The sequence below is a fragment of the Streptomyces sp. 11-1-2 genome, assembly GCF_003595545.1.
Lineage (GTDB): Bacteria > Actinomycetota > Actinomycetes > Streptomycetales > Streptomycetaceae > Streptomyces > Streptomyces hygroscopicus_B.
In genome coordinates this window covers 225,384-242,351 of the sequence record NZ_CP022545.1, presented here as the reverse complement: position 1 = coordinate 242,351, position 16,968 = coordinate 225,384, and the positions used below count along the sequence as shown (strand labels likewise).

Annotated in this window: 15 protein-coding genes and 4 pseudogenes; 13 read left to right on the top strand and 6 right to left on the bottom strand. The window is 67.7% G+C overall.

Going from position 1 to position 16,968, the window contains the following annotated elements:
- Positions 1–200: 200 nt before the first annotated feature.
- Together CGL27_RS01175 and CGL27_RS01170 are read right to left on the bottom strand one after the other, a co-directional pair.
- Positions 201–347: pseudogene (locus CGL27_RS01175) on the bottom strand (alpha/beta hydrolase); the annotation flags it as partial.
- Positions 348–379: 32 nt separating this feature from the next.
- Positions 380–1,177, bottom strand: a pseudogene (locus tag CGL27_RS01170) (IS3 family transposase); the annotation flags it as partial.
- Between the two features lie 73 nt (positions 1,178–1,250).
- Here CGL27_RS01170 and CGL27_RS01165 point away from each other — a divergent pair.
- Positions 1,251–2,912, top strand: a complete 1,662-nt coding sequence (locus CGL27_RS01165) for an IS4 family transposase (protein ID WP_205587588.1) — start codon at positions 1,251–1,253, stop codon at positions 2,910–2,912.
- Between the two features lie 10 nt (positions 2,913–2,922).
- On the opposite strand, the pseudogene CGL27_RS01160 reads toward CGL27_RS01165, so the two are convergent.
- The 3 genes and pseudogenes from CGL27_RS01160 to CGL27_RS01145 all read right to left on the bottom strand — a co-directional run bounded on the left by CGL27_RS01160 (position 2,923) and on the right by CGL27_RS01145 (position 5,139).
- Positions 2,923–3,364 (bottom strand): annotated as a pseudogene (locus CGL27_RS01160) (transposase).
- Positions 3,361–3,945 (bottom strand): winged helix-turn-helix domain-containing protein, encoded by a 585-nt coding sequence (locus CGL27_RS01155; RefSeq protein WP_276147921.1) that lies wholly within the window; start codon positions 3,943–3,945, stop codon positions 3,361–3,363. The pseudogene CGL27_RS01160 and the gene CGL27_RS01155 overlap by 4 nt, the downstream one beginning before the upstream one ends.
- 807 nt (positions 3,946–4,752) lie before the next feature.
- The gene (locus CGL27_RS01145; RefSeq protein WP_119983833.1) at positions 4,753–5,139 is read right to left on the bottom strand and encodes a VOC family protein; all 387 of its coding nucleotides are present in this window, start codon (positions 5,137–5,139) and stop codon (positions 4,753–4,755) included.
- 103 nt (positions 5,140–5,242) lie between these two features.
- Between CGL27_RS01145 and CGL27_RS01140 the strand changes: the two genes are divergently transcribed.
- From CGL27_RS01140 to CGL27_RS01090, 9 genes and pseudogenes are all read left to right on the top strand, one after another.
- Entirely contained in the window at positions 5,243–6,010 is a 768-nt protein-coding gene (locus tag CGL27_RS01140) for a TetR/AcrR family transcriptional regulator (RefSeq protein WP_078646994.1), read from the top strand.
- A 519-nt stretch (positions 6,011–6,529) separates the two neighbouring features.
- Positions 6,530–7,735 carry an MFS transporter gene (locus CGL27_RS51350; RefSeq protein ID WP_240450299.1) on the top strand — a complete coding sequence of 402 codons (1,206 nt, stop codon included), beginning with the start codon at positions 6,530–6,532 and terminating at the stop codon, positions 7,733–7,735.
- Between the two features lie 364 nt (positions 7,736–8,099).
- Positions 8,100–8,312, top strand: coding sequence for a hypothetical protein (locus CGL27_RS49750; protein WP_162952794.1), 213 nt, complete (start codon positions 8,100–8,102; stop codon positions 8,310–8,312).
- Between the two features lie 478 nt (positions 8,313–8,790).
- A pseudogene (locus tag CGL27_RS01115) lies at positions 8,791–8,997 on the top strand (haloacid dehalogenase-like hydrolase); the annotation flags it as partial.
- A 274-nt stretch (positions 8,998–9,271) separates the two neighbouring features.
- Entirely contained in the window at positions 9,272–9,976 is a 705-nt protein-coding gene (locus CGL27_RS01110; RefSeq protein WP_119983832.1) for a type 1 glutamine amidotransferase domain-containing protein, read from the top strand.
- Positions 9,977–10,154: 178 nt separating this feature from the next.
- Entirely contained in the window at positions 10,155–10,640 is a 486-nt protein-coding gene (locus tag CGL27_RS01105; protein WP_119983831.1) for a VOC family protein, read from the top strand.
- A complete protein-coding gene (locus CGL27_RS01100; protein ID WP_119983830.1) occupies positions 10,637–11,656 on the top strand; it encodes a YncE family protein in 1,020 nt (339 codons plus the stop codon). The genes CGL27_RS01105 and CGL27_RS01100 overlap by 4 nt, the downstream gene beginning before the upstream one ends.
- 50 nt (positions 11,657–11,706) lie before the next feature.
- A complete protein-coding gene (locus CGL27_RS01095; RefSeq protein ID WP_119983829.1) occupies positions 11,707–12,060 on the top strand; it encodes a nuclear transport factor 2 family protein in 354 nt (117 codons plus the stop codon).
- A 196-nt stretch (positions 12,061–12,256) separates the two neighbouring features.
- On the top strand, positions 12,257–13,162 hold the full coding sequence (locus CGL27_RS01090) for a LysR family transcriptional regulator (RefSeq protein ID WP_119983828.1): 906 nt from the start codon (positions 12,257–12,259) through the stop codon (positions 13,160–13,162).
- 64 nt (positions 13,163–13,226) lie between these two features.
- On the opposite strand, the gene CGL27_RS49745 is transcribed toward CGL27_RS01090, so the two are convergent.
- On the bottom strand, positions 13,227–13,397 hold the full coding sequence (locus CGL27_RS49745) for a hypothetical protein (protein WP_162952833.1): 171 nt from the start codon (positions 13,395–13,397) through the stop codon (positions 13,227–13,229).
- 384 nt (positions 13,398–13,781) lie between these two features.
- Here CGL27_RS49745 and CGL27_RS01085 point away from each other — a divergent pair, with 384 nt between their 5' ends.
- Genes CGL27_RS01085 through CGL27_RS01075 form a run of 3 tightly spaced genes read left to right on the top strand, consistent with a single transcriptional unit; the run spans position 13,782 to position 16,727 of the window.
- Entirely contained in the window at positions 13,782–14,315 is a 534-nt protein-coding gene (locus tag CGL27_RS01085; RefSeq protein WP_119983827.1) for a hypothetical protein, read from the top strand.
- A gap of 44 nt (positions 14,316–14,359) precedes the next feature.
- The gene (locus CGL27_RS01080; protein ID WP_205587586.1) at positions 14,360–15,373 is read left to right on the top strand and encodes a hypothetical protein; all 1,014 of its coding nucleotides are present in this window, start codon (positions 14,360–14,362) and stop codon (positions 15,371–15,373) included.
- Between the two features lie 19 nt (positions 15,374–15,392).
- Positions 15,393–16,727, top strand: coding sequence for a Dyp-type peroxidase (locus CGL27_RS01075; protein ID WP_205587585.1), 1,335 nt, complete (start codon positions 15,393–15,395; stop codon positions 16,725–16,727).
- The last annotated feature ends 241 nt before the right edge of the window (positions 16,728–16,968 follow it).

Genomic DNA, 16,968 nt, shown 5'->3' with positions numbered 1-16,968 from the left:
GGCGTCGGGTCACCAGTGCCGACGTCTCCCCGAGTCCGGTGCGTCACGCATCTGAGCCGGAACATCGCCCACTCCATCGGCATCACCGCCAAGTATTGGCCCCTCACCCACCACGACGCCGTTGCGCGACATCGTGGAGTCGAACGTCATCCCTCTCCCCCCTCGAACGGGACGGGGGTGGCCACGGCACTGTGGGGGCGTCACGCCACCGCGTTCAACAGGTCGGCCACCACCTCCGGCCTCTCCAGCGCGATGAAGTGGTCCGCTCCCGGCACCTGTGTGAAGTCGGCGGCGGGCAGCAGCTGCTTGTTGGCCTCGCGGTCCGTGGGCCGGGACCAGTCGTTCTCTGAGGTTGATCCCGGGGAGTGGACACCGGGTTTCATGCGGCAAGCGACAGAATACGTGATGTGATCTGACGCTGTTCGAACTCGACCGGTGTGAGGTAGCCGAGCGCGGAGTGCCGGCGGCGCCGGTTGTAGTACGACATCCAGCGGAACAGTTCCAGGCGGGCTTGTGCCTTCGACGTCCAGCGCCGTCCGTGCAGCAGCTCCCGCTTGAGGCCCTGGAAGAACGACTCGGCGAGGGCATTGTCATAGCTGGACCCGACGCGTCCCATGCTGCGGCGGATGCCGTGTCGCCGGCAGACATCGGCGAAGGCCCGGCTCACGTACTGGGCGCCTCTGTCCGTGTGGAAGACGACGCCGTCCACCCGGCCGCCGCGGGCGGTCACGGCCATCTCGATGGCGTCGGTGACCAGGGACGCACGCATGTGGTCGGCGATCGACCAGCCCACGACCCGGCGCGAGCAGATGTCGATCACCGTGGCCAGATACAGCCACGTCGAACCGACAGGTATGTAGGTGATGTCACCGCACCACTTCGTGTTCAGCATGTCGGCGGTGAAGTCGCCCATCACCAGGTCTGGGGCGGGCAGGGCCGTCTTGTCCGCGATCGTCGTTCGCCTGGTGCGGCGCAGGTGACGCCCGATGATGTGGTAAATGCGCATCAGCCGTGTCACGCGCTTGCGGTTGATCTTCCTTCCCCGGGCCCTGAGCTCGGCATGGACGCGCGGAGCGCCGTAGGCGCCCCGGTGCTCGGCGTGGATGGCACGGATCTCGGCGACCGCCGCCGCCTCGCGGGCCCGGCGTTCGACTCGGGCCTCTTCGGTGGCCATGTTGGGTCGAAACCCGGGCAACGGGGCTGCGTTGGTCAGGTAGTCCGCCAAGACTGCTGATCGCCGAGGTGCCCCGTTGCCCGCACGTCATTGTGCCCTGCCACCTGGTCTGACGACGCTCTCCCGCGAGTTCACCGTGGCGGAGGGCCGGTTCGCGCCCGGCCATCTGGGCGAGTTGACGCAGGTCATACCCTTCGACCTCGTCGATGCCCTCCTTGACGAAACCCGCTGTGTTCAGGGCCGGTTACGGGATCTGCCTTCGCGGGTCGGGGTCTACTTCCTGCTGGCGATGTGCCTGTTCCCCGAGGTCGGCTATCGACTGGTCTGGAGCAAACTGACCGCAGCCCTGACCGGCGGCCGGCTCACGGTCCCGGAGCCGACCGCGAAAGCCCTGCGTGACCTGCGCCGCCGGGTCGGCGCCAAGCCGATGCGGCGCTTGTTCGAGGTCCTGGCCGGTCCGCTCGCCCGGCCGATGACTCACGGCGTGCGGTTCGGGCCGTTCCGGATGGTCTCCTTCGACGGCTGCAGCTCGATCAAACTCCCCGACAGCGAGCGGAACGCAGAGTGGTTCGGGCCCGGCAGCCGCGGCGGCTACCCCATGCTGGAGCTGATGACGTTGGTGGAGACCGGCCCCCGGGCCCTGATAGGCGCCGTTTTCGGTCCCACCAGCGACGGCGAGACCGCCTACGCCCGTCAGCTGCTGCACCACCTGGGCCCGGACATGCTGGTCTTGTGGGACAAGGGCTTCGACGCCAACGCCTTCCTCGCCGCCGTGGCCGATACCGGCGCGAAGTTCCTCGGCCGGCTCCGCGCCAACCGCCGAACCCCGGTCCTGGCCCGCCTCGCGGACGGCTCCTACCTGTCCGTCATCGGCACCGTACCGGTCCGCGTGGTGGAAGCGCAGATCACCGTGACCTGCGAAGACGGCACCTCGTTCACCGCCTCCTACCGGCTCGTCACGACACTGACCGACGCCCGCCGCTATCCCGCTGAGACCCTCGTCGCCCTCTACCACCAAAGGTGGGAACACGAGTCGGCGTACTACGCGCTTCGCCACACGATCATGGAGGGTCGGATACTGCGCTCGGGCGACCCCGTCGGCGTCGAGCAGGAGATGTGGGCCCTCCTCGCCCTCTACCAGGCATTACGGACGGTGATGGTGGAGGCCGCCGAGTCCAGGCCCGGCACCGATCCGGACCGCTGCGGCTTCACCATCACGATCCAGTCAGCCCGTGACCTCGTCGTTCAGGCCGCCGGCATCATCAGGCCCGCTGGCGTCACCACCGGCATCGCGGGTGTCATCGGCAACCGCAACCTGGCAGGACTCCTCCCGCCCAGACGTCCTCGTATCAGCACCCGAAAGGTCAGGTCCCCGGTCTCCCGATATGCCGAACGCCAGGACGATGGCCGCCCCAGCGCCAGCAGCCCGGTCACGAGCCTCGACGTCGCCATCCTCGACCCCGAGCCCGACCTCCCCACCGTCTCCCACGACGACCGGTACACCCCGCTCGCAGACCGGCGCAGAGGACAGGTCGTGGACCTCCTCCACGCAGACCCAGACCGCCACTGGCACACCCGCGACCTCGCCCGCCACCTCGGCAACATCACCCTCGGCACGATGTACCGGCAACTCGACAGATGGGCCGCACAAGGACTCATCTCCAAGACCGGACCCGGGACCTACGCCAGCCCGAGAACCCCCTCAAAGCCCTTGCCACCAGCGCAAATACGTTACTGATCTCGGCTCGTTAGGGTGATGTGGGGGTGTCCAGGGGCAGGCCGGTTCCGGCTATGAACCCATCGAGGGTGTCGGGTCGGTACTGCAGGTGTTTGAGCCGGTTGCGCACGAGCTTCTCCAGGCGGTCGAGGGCGACGACGGCGAGGTTGGCCAGGCTGCGTTTGACATGTGCCCACACGCCCTCGACCGGGTTCAGATCGGGCGAGTGCGCAGGAAGCAGGAACACCGTCAGCCACTCACGTTCGGCAACCAGCTCCTGCATCGTCTTGGAGACGTGGGTGTTGAGCCGGTCCCACACCAGCACGATGGGTGCCTTCACCAGCTGGTGGACGCCGTCCAGAAGGGCGATGTAGTCGCGCTCGCTCATGCTGCGTCGGGTGCCCTTGCCCGCGGGGTGAGTGAGCAGGCGGTGGCACCAGCCGGGTGCGGGAGCCCGGGCGCCAGGCGATCAGCCCGGCCACCGACAGGCGCCCCGAGCGTCGTCCACTGACGGTGACGACCGGGGTGTGGCCTCGCCGGCCCCAGGTGCGTCCTTTGGGCGGCCTGCGGGTGAAGCCCGCCTCGTCCTCAAAGCAGATGTAGCCCCTGCAGGCCGCCCGGGCCCTTTTACCTCCATCCAGGTCGCCTCCTTCCAGCCGGTCACGGCCTGCTCGTCGCGCTCGGCCACCCTGCGTGCGGGCATCTGCGGAGTGAAACCGAGCCGGCGCATCAGCCTCGTTGCGCCCGAGACGCTGTAGGAGACGTGGAACTTCCTGCCGATCAGCGTGGCCACCCGTGCAGCCGTCCACACCTGGTCTTCCGTCCAGCCGTGCGCGGCCGGCCCCTGCTCGAGATACCCGGCGAGCTTCTCCAGACAGCGCGGCGACAGGCGACACCGGCCCCCGCTCGGCCCTCGCGAAAGCAGCGCGTCGGCACCACCTTGCCGCCACAACTGCTGCCACTGGTAAGCCGACTTCACACGCACACGCAGCTGCCGGGCCACCTCGGGCGGTTTGACCTGCTGAGCGAACAGCTCCGCCGCCTGTATCCGCACCGCTTCCCGGCGCCGCCGTGCTGCAGGCGTCAGCCCGCCCCCATCCGCATATCTCACGCACCACGGACTACCGACAACACAACACCCACATCAGGATGTTCCGCAAACATCACCCTAACGAGCCGAGATCAGTAACTACCCGGCCTTGGGTCAAGGCCCATGCTCTGAATGACGATCGGTCCAGCGTGCCGGTTCCTGTTGCACGAAGCCGCCGTACCGGCGTGAGACGGCAACTTCGCTCACAACCTCGCAAGACCATGCAGGACACGGTGTTGACACGCTGAATGTTTGTGCCAGGTGCGCGGGCGGCTCATGATGGCTGGGTTGGTCTTGTGCTGGGGTCCAGCCGCACCCACGCCGGTCGGCCGGGCCAGAGCGGGCTCGGCCGGCCACCTCGGGAGGGGACATCCGGTACTGACTACGGCCTTGCCCCGCAGTCGGCCCGCGGCCATCTCCTTCAGCAGCGGGCCGGCGCTGTCCCCGCCGCCGCGGTGACCGATCTCGATCTCAAACTTCCCCTGTGACGCCGGGTTCAGCAGCGCGTCCATGTCCGCTACCTCGACGCCGCTGTTGCCCGGCTCCGTGCCGAGGGCCACGACATCAAGGACAGGGCGTCGCCCGCCTCTCCCCGCTCGAGGACCGGCACATCAACTACTTGGGCCGCTACCTGTTCAACATCAAGGCCAGCGGCCCCGGCCAGGGCCTGCGTCCCTTCCGTGCCCCGGCGCCACCGCGGACGACGAGGAAGAAGACGGACGCGGGCCGCTCCACGGGCCGGCCGTCGGCGGTGCGGCTGGCCCGTGGCCGTCACTGGTGCTCGTGGGCGGCCCAGGCGACAAGCTGGAGGGTGACGCCGTTCGGGTCGGTGACCTGGAAGAGGCGTTCGCCCCACGGCTCCTCACGCAGCGGCATGGTGATGGGCGCATCCTCGCTCCGCAGCCGCTCGTACTCGGTGTCCAGATCGTTCACGGTGAACGCGATGATCACGCCTGCGGCGCGCTGGTCCCGGAAGCCTTCGGGCAGGACCTCGATGCCGCGCTGAAGAAAGATCACGTTGGCCGCATCCTCGCGGACCAGCGAGGCGACGCCGTCGGCGGCCATGGCTTCCTGAAAGCCGAAGTGCTTGACCAGGAATGCGGCGGAGGCGGGGACGTCGTCAACGGTCAGGGAGACGGCTGTGGAGGTGATGTTCATGACCTGTCCTCGGGTTGGGGTAAATCTTTATACGTCGTACATTGTACTTTGTATAGAGTGGGAAGCGGAGGCACCCACGACCTCAGCGGGAAGAATGGAGCGCATGGTCAAGGAACACGGGGGCACGAGTGACCCGGCCCGCATCCTGGAACTGCTCTGGCGCGAGCCCGGATACGGAGGTTTCCGCCGCGGCCCCAAGCAGGGTCTGACGGTCGACGCCGTTGTCCGGGTCGCCGTCGAGCTCGCGGACTCCGACGGCCTGGAAGCCCTGACCATGCGCGGCATCGCCCGGCAGTTGGGCGTGACGCCGATGACGCTCTACACCTACGTCCCGGGTAAGGCGGAACTGCTCGACCTCATGCTGGACGCCGTGTACCTGGAGATGCCGCGCAGCGACCGATCGACGGCCCCGTGGCGCAGAAGGGTGGAGGCCGTCGCGCACGAGAACCGTGATCTGTACGACCGCCACCCCTGGGTGGCAACCATGCTCACCGCACGCCCGCCACTGGGTCCCGGCCTCATGGCCAAGTACGAACACGAACTGGCTGCGTTCGACGGCCTGGGGCTCGACGATGTGGAGATGGACGCAGCTCTCACCTTCCTTCTCGGCTTCGTCCAGTCCGTCGCCCGCGCGACCCTTGATACCCAGGCCGCCGCCCGCGACAGCGCGATGTCCGACCAGCAGTGGTGGGCCGTCAATGAGCCACTCCTGGTCAAAGTTTTCGATCCCGACCGGTTCCCCCTGGCTGCCCGTGTCGGAAGCGCCGCGGGCGCCGCCCACCAGGGCATGTACAACCCTGACCATGCCTTCAGCTTCGGACTGCAATGCGTCCTGGACGGTCTCGCCCACCTCATGAGTCAGCCCCGGTGACAACCCCGCGCCATCCTGGCCGCGTGACGCTTGGTGATTCTCGCAAATGGCCAGTTGCAAGAGTTCTGCGAAAGCTCCGGAGGCGATCACGAATCCACAGGTCGCCGTTTGCGGAAGTCCTCTCAAAACAGGCATGTTGTGCGAGACAGTTCTGACAGGCTGCCGGGGTGAACCTGACGCCCGATCAAGCAGTAAACGCGGCAGAACGAAACGACACCCAGCCTGCTCTGGTGGTCGGCGGCCGGCTGCTCGCCGTCGCCGCGATCGTCACCCTCGCCGCGCTCGCCACCACACGCGCCGCCCGCGACAACCGGCGTGCCACACTGCTCAAGGCCGTCGGCGCCGGACCCGCCACCGTCACCGCCGCCCTGCTGGCGCAGTACCTACTGCTGACCCTCCTGGCCTCAGCAAGCGAGCACCGGACTCGGTGGGCCGAGGATGCCCGGCCATCCCTCGGCCTGGCTCCGCTTGACCTTGACACAGTGACAAGGACTTCACTGCGCCAAGGAGGCGGTCCCCATGACAGTGCCGAGCGAGGGCACGAACACGATACGAGTTCTCCGGGGGCTGGAGAACGGCAGCTCATCGGTCCGGCTGCAGGCAGCGCTGGCGGTCGGCACGTGTTGGCGACACAGCTCGGGATTCGAGTTCGCGATAGAGGAGGCGTTCCGCGAGCTCGTAGATGGTCGGCCGTTTCGGGTCGATCGCAGCGCCGAGACGGCCGACGTGGATCTGCACTCCGGCCCGTCGAAGTGCAGACCCAATGGTGCGGCCGACCATCATCAGCCGGTTGTGCCGTCCCTGCGACTGACCCCAGGTGGCCAGGTCGGCGCCCACGAGGTGGTCGGCCGCGTAGGCCGCCGGGACCATGACCACCTCCACCGACTCACCAGAGTCAACCGCCGCTGCGGCATCCTCCAGGACCGGCCGGCCTGCGACCTCTACTACTACGGTCACAAGAGCAGCGACCGTGGTGGCATTAGGCGGGCGGCGGGCGAACTCGCTGGAACACTCACCGACATCCTCGGCTGGCGGCGGATGCTCCTCGTCTTCGCCGCCCTCGCCCTGCTCGGCGCGATCGCCGCCGCCACACTCTTGCCCCGGCAGCCGCCCCGCTCCGAGGGCACCTACCGTGCAGCTCTCACCTCACTTCCCCCGTTGCTGCGCCAGTTCCCGCAGCTGCGCCGCGCGGTGGCCACCGGCGGGCTGTGGTACTTCGCCTTCAATCTCATCTGGGTCGCCCTCGCCCTCACCTTGGCCGAGCCGCCGTACTCCCGCGGCCCGACCGCCATCGGCCTGTACAGCCTGGCCGGACTCCTCGGCTTCGCCGTACTCCCGCTCACCGGACGCCTCGCCGACCGGTACACCTCCCACACCGTGATCATCGCCGGCATGCTGGGCGCCGCGGCCGGAGCCACCCTGCTGGCCACCGGCCTGAACACCCCGCCGGCCACGGCACTCGGACTCGCCCTGTTCGACACCGGCTGCTTCGCCGCCCAGGCCGCAAACCAGAGCCGCATCATCGCCCTCGACCCCCAGCGCTCCGGCAGCCTCAGCGGCATCTACCTCGTGCTGTACTTCACGACCGGCGCCATCGGCACCGCCCTCGCCGCACCCCTGCTCAACATCCTCGGCTGGCAAGGCACCACCCTCACCGCCCTCACCGCGCTGCTCCTCGCCGCCGCCCTCGGACGCATGGGCGCCCGGCAGACCCGCCGCGAGTGAACTCGTGGCACGGGCCGTCGTCTCGCCTCACGCGCGCAGAGATGAGTTCTGAGACGGAGAGCTCTGCGGAACCGAGGCGACGGGCCTTCGCCGTCCTCGATCTGAGGGGAAGGCGACAAGGATTGCTCCGGTCAAGTTCAGTCGGCCGAAGGGTGCTTGCCGGGGGCGGAACCGTAACTCGGCAGCACTCATCCGGTGCGGAGCCCCGCAGGATGTACGCGATCACGTCGTCCAGCCCGTGCTGGCTCATCTCGGGCGGCGGCATGCCGCTCACCGCCATGCCGGCGTAGCCGTGGAGGACCGTGAAGACCGGTAGGGCGACCCGTTCCAGCGGGCCCTTTCGCGACTCGCCCCGGAGTCGGCCGTGACTGATCAGACCACCGTCGACGCCAAGGTGCGCTGGCTGAAGGACCGTACGACATACGCCGTCACCGACATCACGATCGACGACGACGGCACCCAGGCCCAGGCCGCCAAGGGGGAGTTCACCGGGTGGCAACTCCGAGCCGAGGGGCTGCCGGTCGACCTGTCCGAGAACACCTCGAAGGGCAAAGCCTTCTGGCTGGAGGCGATCTGAGCCAGGGGCAAAAACAGCGCGACGCCGGGGATGGCGAGTGTGGTCAAGGCTTGGGTGTGCAGGAACTGTCGCCATGTCGTGTCGGTCTGCCGCTGGGGAGCTGTCCATTTCCGTGCCACCAGGCGTCGGTGCCAGCGCAAGAGCGTGCCGGGGGCGACCGGCCTGTGCCCGCGCAGCCTTCTCGGCAGGAGCTGGACCAGGGCGGTGAGGATCGTGCGGTCGGCCCAGTCCAGGCGTGGCCTCCGGGTACCGCGGCGCAGCACGGCGACCTCATGATGCGGCACGAGCAGCTCGACGTCCTTGGACCGCGGAGGAACGGGTGAGCAGCACGATCCAGCTGAGCAGCCGCGTGGCGATCAGGTGGAGCAGACGCAAGGACATGAATCACGATCCTGTCCGCCCGTCGACGCTTTTTCGATCCTTGCTGGTCAAGAGGCATGGCCGAGTTACGGAACCCCGCAGGTCCTCAACCGGAACCAAGAACGAGATCATGTGCCGGGCCTACGACAACGCGGACGGCAGCTGGCTGATCAACCCCATGTTCATCGATCCGCTGCCGCGCAAGGAAGCCGCCTACCCCTGCTCCACCACCGGATACATCAACTCCGACAGCACGATGGGTCCGGTGCGGCGACAGGACGGCAGTGTTATCCCGGACAAGGAGGACTCGGTCCACGGAGGCTGAGGGGTTGGCACGAGTTCCCTGGGCTCGGCGGTCAGTGCGAAGCAGCGCAAGCCACGGGGAATGCGGTTGCTTCGTCGTAGTAGACAGCACGAAGGACGGAGGGAAGGCAACGTTTCCCCTCCTGTCATCTATAAATAATCTTATGGGCCGCGGGAGACGTGCGGATGACTCGTGATGGAGGCTGGTGTTGTTCCCGAGGCCGCCGGCGAACCGGCTACGGCGCCGGCGGTGCATGACGACACAACCCCTCCAAGCGAGAAGAGCAGGCATTTCGATGTCGAAGATTCTGATGGTCATCTCCGGTGCGAGCAGCCTGAAGATGGCGGACGGCTCGACCCACCCCACCGGTTACTGGGCGGAGGAGGTGGCCGCCTCCCACGAGGTGCTCGCCGCCGACGGCGGGGACATCGACCTGGCCACCCCGGGCGGGGTACGCCCCACAGTCGATGTCCTCAGCCTCGACGAGCGCGGCGGCGTGAGCGAGGAGGACGCGCAGAAGTTCCGCGCCTACCTCGACGGCATCGCCGATCAGTTGGCCACGCCGCTCGCCCTGTCCGACGTGCGGGCGGACGACTACGACGCGATCTACATTCCCGGCGGCCATGGCCCTATGGCGGACCTCGTCGCCGACGACGACCTCGGCCGTCTGCTCAACGAGGCAGTTGGCCAGGGCAAGCTCGTGGTCGCTCTGTGCCACGGAGTCGGCGCGCTGCTGAGCGCGAGCACGCCGGACGGCGGTTTCACTTTCGCCGGTCGCGAGCTGACCGCCTTCTCGGATGAGGAAGAGCGCCAGGGCGGCCTGGGCGACAACGTCCCCTTCTCCGTCGAGGGCCGCCTGCGCGAGCGTGGTGCGCAGGTCACGCCCGGCGCCCCGTGGAGCAGCACGGTCATCCATGACGCCGACCTGATCACCGGCCAGAACCCGCAGTCCAGCGTGGCCACGGCCCGCAAGGTGCTGGAGGCCCTGGCCGCTCGGTAAGCCACCGCCCTATGTCCGGGCTCTCAGCGGTGTGCTGTCGCCCGGACATGCCGTGCCGCCCCCGCCTCGCAGCCCGCGAGCACCGCGCGCGCCCAGCCGGCCGTCCGCGGGCTGCGGAGTGCGAAAAGCCGCTGAGCTCCCGCAGGCCCTCCAGCCGCGCATCACGCAAGGAACACATGTGACCAGCCCCGTTTCGAACCGTGGTCTCGACCACGTCGCCGTACACGTCTACGACCTCGACGCCTCGGTGGACTTCTACACTCGCGCCCTGGGTTTCCGCTTCGTTCGCGAATGGAGCGTCCCAGGCGGCGGAGTGCACCGTGCCGTCTTCCTCGACGCCGGTGACGACCGGCTCATCGAACTCTTCGATGCCGCTTCGACCCCGCCGGGCGGCTCGCCGCAAGGGCTTGACCCCGCGCAACGTCACGACGACGGCGAACGCAGCCGGGTGGCCGCTCTGGTGCACTTCGCCGTCCGCACCGATGACGTCGCCGACCTCTTCGACCGCGCGGTCGCCGCCGGCGCGCGTCTGCTGGCAGCCCCGAAGAAGATCACCACCGCTGGAGACGATCCGATGACCTTCCAGGTGGCGTTCGTCTACGGGCCCAACGACGAGGTCATCGAGTTCATCGACCGCGAGACCACGAACGGAGACCGGCAGTGAACCAGACTCCGGCTCGGCGACCGGTCCTGGCCGTGGTCACGTCCGCCGGCGAAGCGATCCGTTTCTTCGACGGTCTGAACTACGAGCCGCTCGGCGTTCTCGCGGTAGCCGCCCAGCCCCACGAGATCACCGTCGACCACACGGCAGAGCTGTTGTACGTCTCGCACACCTACCGCTCCGGCGTCTACACCGACCCTGGCGAGAAGGCACACGAGATCTCGATCGTCGACCCGTTCCTCCGCGAGCTCGTCGATGTCATCCCGCTCGCTCCCGAGGAAGCGCCCCACGGCCTCGCTCTCGACGCCGGCCGCGGGCTGCTCTACGTGACCGTCGAGGCCGGCCCCGCCGGCGGGGGAGCGGTCGTCGTGCTCGACACGGCCGCGCGCATGCCGGTTGGCCGCATCGAGGTCGGTGCCCACCGCCCCCACTGGTTCGCCATCACTCCCGACGGACGCAAAGGCTATGCCACCAACAAGGCGGACCCCTTCATCTCCGTCCTCGACCTCGCCCGCGGCGAACTCGCCGCACGCATCCCCGCCCCTTACGGCACCGAAGAGGTTGCCGTCTCCCCGGACGGTATCCACGCCTACGCCGCGGGCACGGCCCTCCACTACGACGGCGGCTCCGCGGGCCGGCCCCCGGCAACGGTCTTGGTGATCGACACCGGCTCCGATGAAGTAATCCACCGCGCGCCACTGAACGCGCCCGGCTGTCCTGTCCACGTGGCCGCGGACGGCCGCGTCCTGGTCGGTCTCGTGGCCACGGACGGCGCCGGACAGTCCGTGGCCGGGCAGCTGTCCGTCCACGGACCAGGTGGCCTCGAGCACCACTTCGACGCGCCGGTCGGAAAGGTCCCCATCACCATCCGCACCACGCCGGACGGCGGCCGTGCTTTCGTCGCCAACCTGTACTCGGGCACTCTCCACGTGATCGACCTCAACACCGGCACGGTCGAACGGACGTTGGACATCGACCCCGGCGATCAAGGAGCCCACGGCATCGTCTACCTGGCATGAGTCGGAGACCCGTGTCACCTTTGTCCCGCCGATGAAAGGATTCGCACGAGATGGAACGCACCCCCGAAGAGACATTTGAGGCTCATGTCAACGCATTGAGCTCAGGGGACCTCGACGCCATCGCCGCCAATTTCGCCCCGGACGCCGTGTTCATCACTCCATCCGGGATCCTGCGTGGCCGCGACGGTGTGAAGCAGGGCATCGGGGCGGTCCTCACCGACCTCCCGAACGCCCAGTGGAACCCGAGGAACCCGAAGTTCGCCGATGACGTCCTGTTCGTGGAATGGGCCGCCACCGCCAACACCACCCATGTGGACGACGGCGTGGACACCTTCGTCTTCCGCGACGGCCTCATCCACGCCCAGACCGTGCGCTACACCCTGCTCACCAACACCGCCCCCTGACACACCTCCGGCACCGTCCGAGGGGAGCACGCGGTCCGTTCAGCGGGTGGCCGGTGACATCGGGACGGTCTCGGACGGTGGTCGGCTTGCGCAGTAAGGTGATCAGGAGACCTGTGGATTCTTCTCCACGGGTTCTTCCTCATCTCACGGGAGGGTCTTCCTCCCCCTGGTAACGCTCTCTGAGAAGTGCGGTCCCGTGCCGAACCTTGATCTGTTGTTGACGTTTCTGGAGATTTATCGGACCGGGTCGCTGTCCGCGGCGGCGCAACGTCTCGGTGTGACGCAACCAGCGGTCACCGGACAGCTCGCGCGCCTGGAGCAGCAGATCGGCGAGCCGCTGTTCGTGCGCTCCCGCAAGGGGGTCGCTCCCACCCAGCGGGCAGCCGCTCTGGCTTCCCGCGTCGGCCTTCACGTGGACGAGCTTCGCGACGCCCTCGACTCCACCGACGTTTCACCCGCGCTGCGGGGCACGGTGCGAGTCGGAGGGGCGGCCGAAGTGATGAGCTTGCGGGTCCTGCCCGCGCTGTGTCCACTGACCCGTCGGGGACTGTGCGTCCACGCGACGCTGGGGCTGGCCAACGATCTGTTGTCCCTGCTGGTCTCCGGGCGGCTCGACCTCGTCGTCTCGGCGGTGCGCCCCACCGATGAGGCGCTGCTGGCGGTGCCACTGATCGACGAGGAATTCGTGCTTGTCGCGCCGCCCGCAGTGGCTCACACGGTGGACCCGGAGCGGCTCAAGGCCGACCCGGCGGAGGCGCTGGCGCATATCCCCGTGATCGGATACGCCGAGGAGCTGCCCATCCTGCGCCGCTATTGGCGCACCGAGTTCGGTCGCCGACCGCCCAACCCTGTCACGATGATCGTGTCGGATCTGCGGGCCGTCCTGGCCGCGGTGGCCGCGGGAGCCGGGATCTCTGTTCTGCCGCGCTACATCGCCGCCCCGGCCCTCGCAGCGGGGGACGTGGTGCAACTGCACCAGCCCGAGATCGCGCCACTCAACACGCTTTATCTGGCCACCCGGCGCGGGGCCCCCGCCAATCCAGCCCTCACGGTGTTGCGCGACCACCTCCAGCGTGCCGCACAAGAGTGGAACGAACTGTGATTGTCGCTCGTACCGTCCGGATACGCCGAGGAGCCGGCCGGCCCGGGTTGGTGTCCGCACGCGATCAGCAGGGCCGGTTGAGGAAGCCCTCCACGTGCTTGAGTCGGTGTGGCAGAGTTCCGCGCAACTGCTCGGTGGCGCGGGGTAGGGTCGCGGAGGTGACGGCCATCTCGCTGACGAGCATCTGGTGGGACGCGTCCTGGACGATGGTGACTCGTTCGTAGCGGCGCTCCATGAAGGCGTTCAGCGAGGCATCGACCTGTCGGTCGGGTACGTCGAGTTCCTCGTGAAGGGAGTCTTTTAGTCGCCTTGTGGTCTTTCAGTCCCTTTTTAGTTGTATTTCGATGCTGTCGAACTTTCCCGATATGTCATCACCGGGAAGATGGCAGACATTCAGACCTTCTTCGCTCTCCAAGGCCCCTTGGTTGATTCAGCGTGCTTCCGAGGGTGACGCAAGCCAGGGTAGAGGGCTCCCCGGCACGGGGATGGCCACGAAGCAGCCGCCCGCGCCGGCCAGTCAAGGTGTTTCAGCTCCTTGCTGCTCACGAGGCAGATGGACGTGATACGTGGGACTATGAGGGGGATTGCCCCCGGTCGGCAGGTGGTGGGAGGAGCGGACATGGAGATCAAGCCACAGGCGGCCGTCATCCCCAAAGACACCGACCAACTCGAGCAGGGGAAATACGGCCCCGTTTATCCGAGAACACCGGCGTGTTACGGGTTCACCATCGTCGCGAAGGTCAAGCCGGGCCGGGCCGACGCGATACGTGAGCACGGCTATACCTTGGCCAAGGCTTTGGAGGAAGATCCATATCTTCTCGCACCGCTGAAGTTGCACTACCTGCGCTGGGTGCTCTTCGACGACGATACGCGCTTCATGTATCAGGGGATCTTCGACACGGATTTCGACAAGTACACCGAGGACGCCGTCGCGCTTTTCAGCGAGGCGGGGGTGAACACGGCCTTCGAGAACCTCGAAGGGTTCCCCGAGGACTGGCGGACCAACCCTGAGGCGTTCGTCAGGTTTGTGCGTGAACACCATTGTCCGAGCTTCATCGAGTACGGGGAGTACCCGTATGTGACCGCTGATGAGATCAAGAAGGCTCTGCGGATCAAGGATGCTCTGTCGGAGATGCTCGACCAGCTGCAGTGAGAGCGGGCTGCCGCGCGCTTGTCCCGCTGCGGATCGGAGACGAGATGAGCGACGCCAGGACCGCGCGCACCTACAACCAGAACCACGTCCCGCGCGAATACACTCCTGGTCGGCGACGGGTGAGCATCTACGTCTCGTGGAGCTATCCGGCCGAGGCGGGCAGAAATCCGGCCGGGCTGGACAACCGGTTCTCCACGATGACGGAGGTCAGGCGGGTGGCGTGGCCTGCCTACGAGGACCCGAAGTGGTCGGACCCGTTTCAGTTCCAGCAAGGCATCGCCGGATCATTGGAATTGTTCTTCTGGGCCTGGGTGCCGTTCCAGCAGTTCGTCGAGGAGGTCACCGGCCACCCCGTCCCGGTGTATCAGCGCATCGACCAGGCCGGTTTCCGGACCCCGCTCGACGAACGCGTGCTGGCCGACACCGACACCCTGTTCGTGTTCGGACTGGACCACATGGTCACCGGGCAGGCGGCCCAGCCAGAGGAGATCGAGGCACTGCGGGCTTTCCTCGGCCGAGAGGACGCCTGTCTGGTCCTGGGGCCTCACCATGACGTCGGGGCGTCGGACGATCTGGCCGTGCGGGACCTGGAGTACCACCATCACGGCGATCCCTTGGTCCCTCGCCAGCAGCGGTTCGCCACGTACGTGCGGGGCTTGATGCAGGGCCTCGGGGTGCCGGTCGAGAACCGCTACGGACTGCGGCCCGCGGTGCGGGAGAAGAACAAGATCGCCCCGCTGTCCACAGTCGGGGACCTGGACGCGAAAGGGTGGCTGGAAGGGGTGACGAACTTCAACTTCCATATGCACCTGCCGCATTACGCCGTGACGACGGACGAGCCGGATGTCATCCACGTGCTGGCCAGGCAGCCGATCGACACCTCCAGACCGCATCCGTTCACCGAGGCCGGAAACACCGAGTTCAACATGTTCCTGTGGATGCCTCCGAGCGGTGAGCGGGCCGGCGATGTGCTGCTGGCGGACTCCACGATCTTCAGTTCGCTGTTCGGCGGCGACGAGAGCCTGCGGAACTTCTGGCGGAACCTCGTCTCGAAGTAGTGGCGCAGGGAGGCGAACCGTGAGCGGACCTACGCAAGTCGCGTTGGAACTCGACGATATTCAGCGCGGGGTCCTCAGCCCCCGCCCGACCCCTTACGCGGCGACGTACCTTGTGTTCCGCCTCGATGACCGGACAGGCGGGCGGGAGTTGATGCGGCGCGCGAGCACGGTGGTGACCTCTGCCGCCGACTCGGTCAGCCCCCTGGGGGACACCTGGGTCAGCGTCGCGGTCACCTGCCACGGCCTGGAGGCGCTGGGTGTGCCGCGCGCATCACTGGACACGTTCGCCTGGGAGTTCCGGCAGGGGATGGCCGCCCGGGCCAAAGCGCTGAGCGATGTCGGCGAGAGCAGCCCCGGGAACTGGGAGGCCCCACTGGGCACGCCGGATGTCCACGTGGTGGTCGCGGCGGTCGCGCCTGACACCCCGCGGTTGGAGGCGGCCCTCGACCGGGCCCGCCCCGCGTACGACCGCCTCCGCGGTGTGACCGCGATCTGGCGGCAGGACTGTCACGCGCTGCCCACCGAGACCGAGCATTTCGGCTATCGCGACGGCGTCAGCCATCCGGCCGTCGAAGGAAGTGGCATCCCCGGGTCGAACCAGCTTGAGGTGCCGTTGAAGGCCGGGGAGTTCGTGCTCGGCTACCGGGACGAGATCGGCGGTATCCAGACCCCGCGGCCGCAGGTGCTGGGACGCAACGGCAGCTACGCGGTCTTCCGTAAACTCCACCAGGATGTCGCCGCGTTCCGACGCTACCTGCGGGAGAACACCACTGGTTGCGAAGACGAGGAACTGCTGGCGGCCAAGATCATGGGACGCTGGCGCAGCGGAGCTCCCCTGGCGCTCTGCCCGCAGCACGACGACCCCGCCCTCGGTGCCGACCCGCACCGCCGCAACACCTTCCTATACGGGCGAGACGATCCGGCGGGATTCATCACGCCCGGGGGCTGCCACATCCGCCGGGCCAACCCCCGCGATGCCTCGGTGGCGGGAGAGGTGCGACTGCACCGCATGATCAGACGAGGGGCCGTCTACGGTCCACCGCTGCCCGAGGGAGTTCTGGAGGACGACGGGGCCGACCGCGGCCTGATGTTCGCGTTCATCGGAGCCCACCTCGGGCGGCAGTTCGAGTTCGTCCAGTCGGAATGGATGAACGACGGCGTCTTCTTCGGCGCGGGCAACGCCAAAGACCCCGTCACCGGATCCCACGACGGCGACACGGGCTTCACCATTCCCCGGCGGCCGGTGCGACGGCGTCTTACCCCTCTGCCGCGGTTCGCCGTCACCCGCGGCGGCGAGTACTGCTTCCTGCCGGGCCTCAGCGCCCTGCGCTGGCTCGGCGATCTCCAGGACTGACAGAACGGCGACGCGCGCCATGACGGCCCTGTCGCTCCAGGAGAAGCGGGGTGGTGGTTGGGACCGCCGCGCGATCGCGAGTTGATGGCGGAGCATCAGGATCTCTGCGTCTTTCGCTGCACTCGAGCGAGCGAACAGGGCAAGCCATCGGAAGGTCCGGTAGGCGAGCAGGTAGATCAGCCGTATCACCACGACCGGCATGCTGCCTGAGAACGGCTTGCGGCCTGCTGAGCTTTGACAG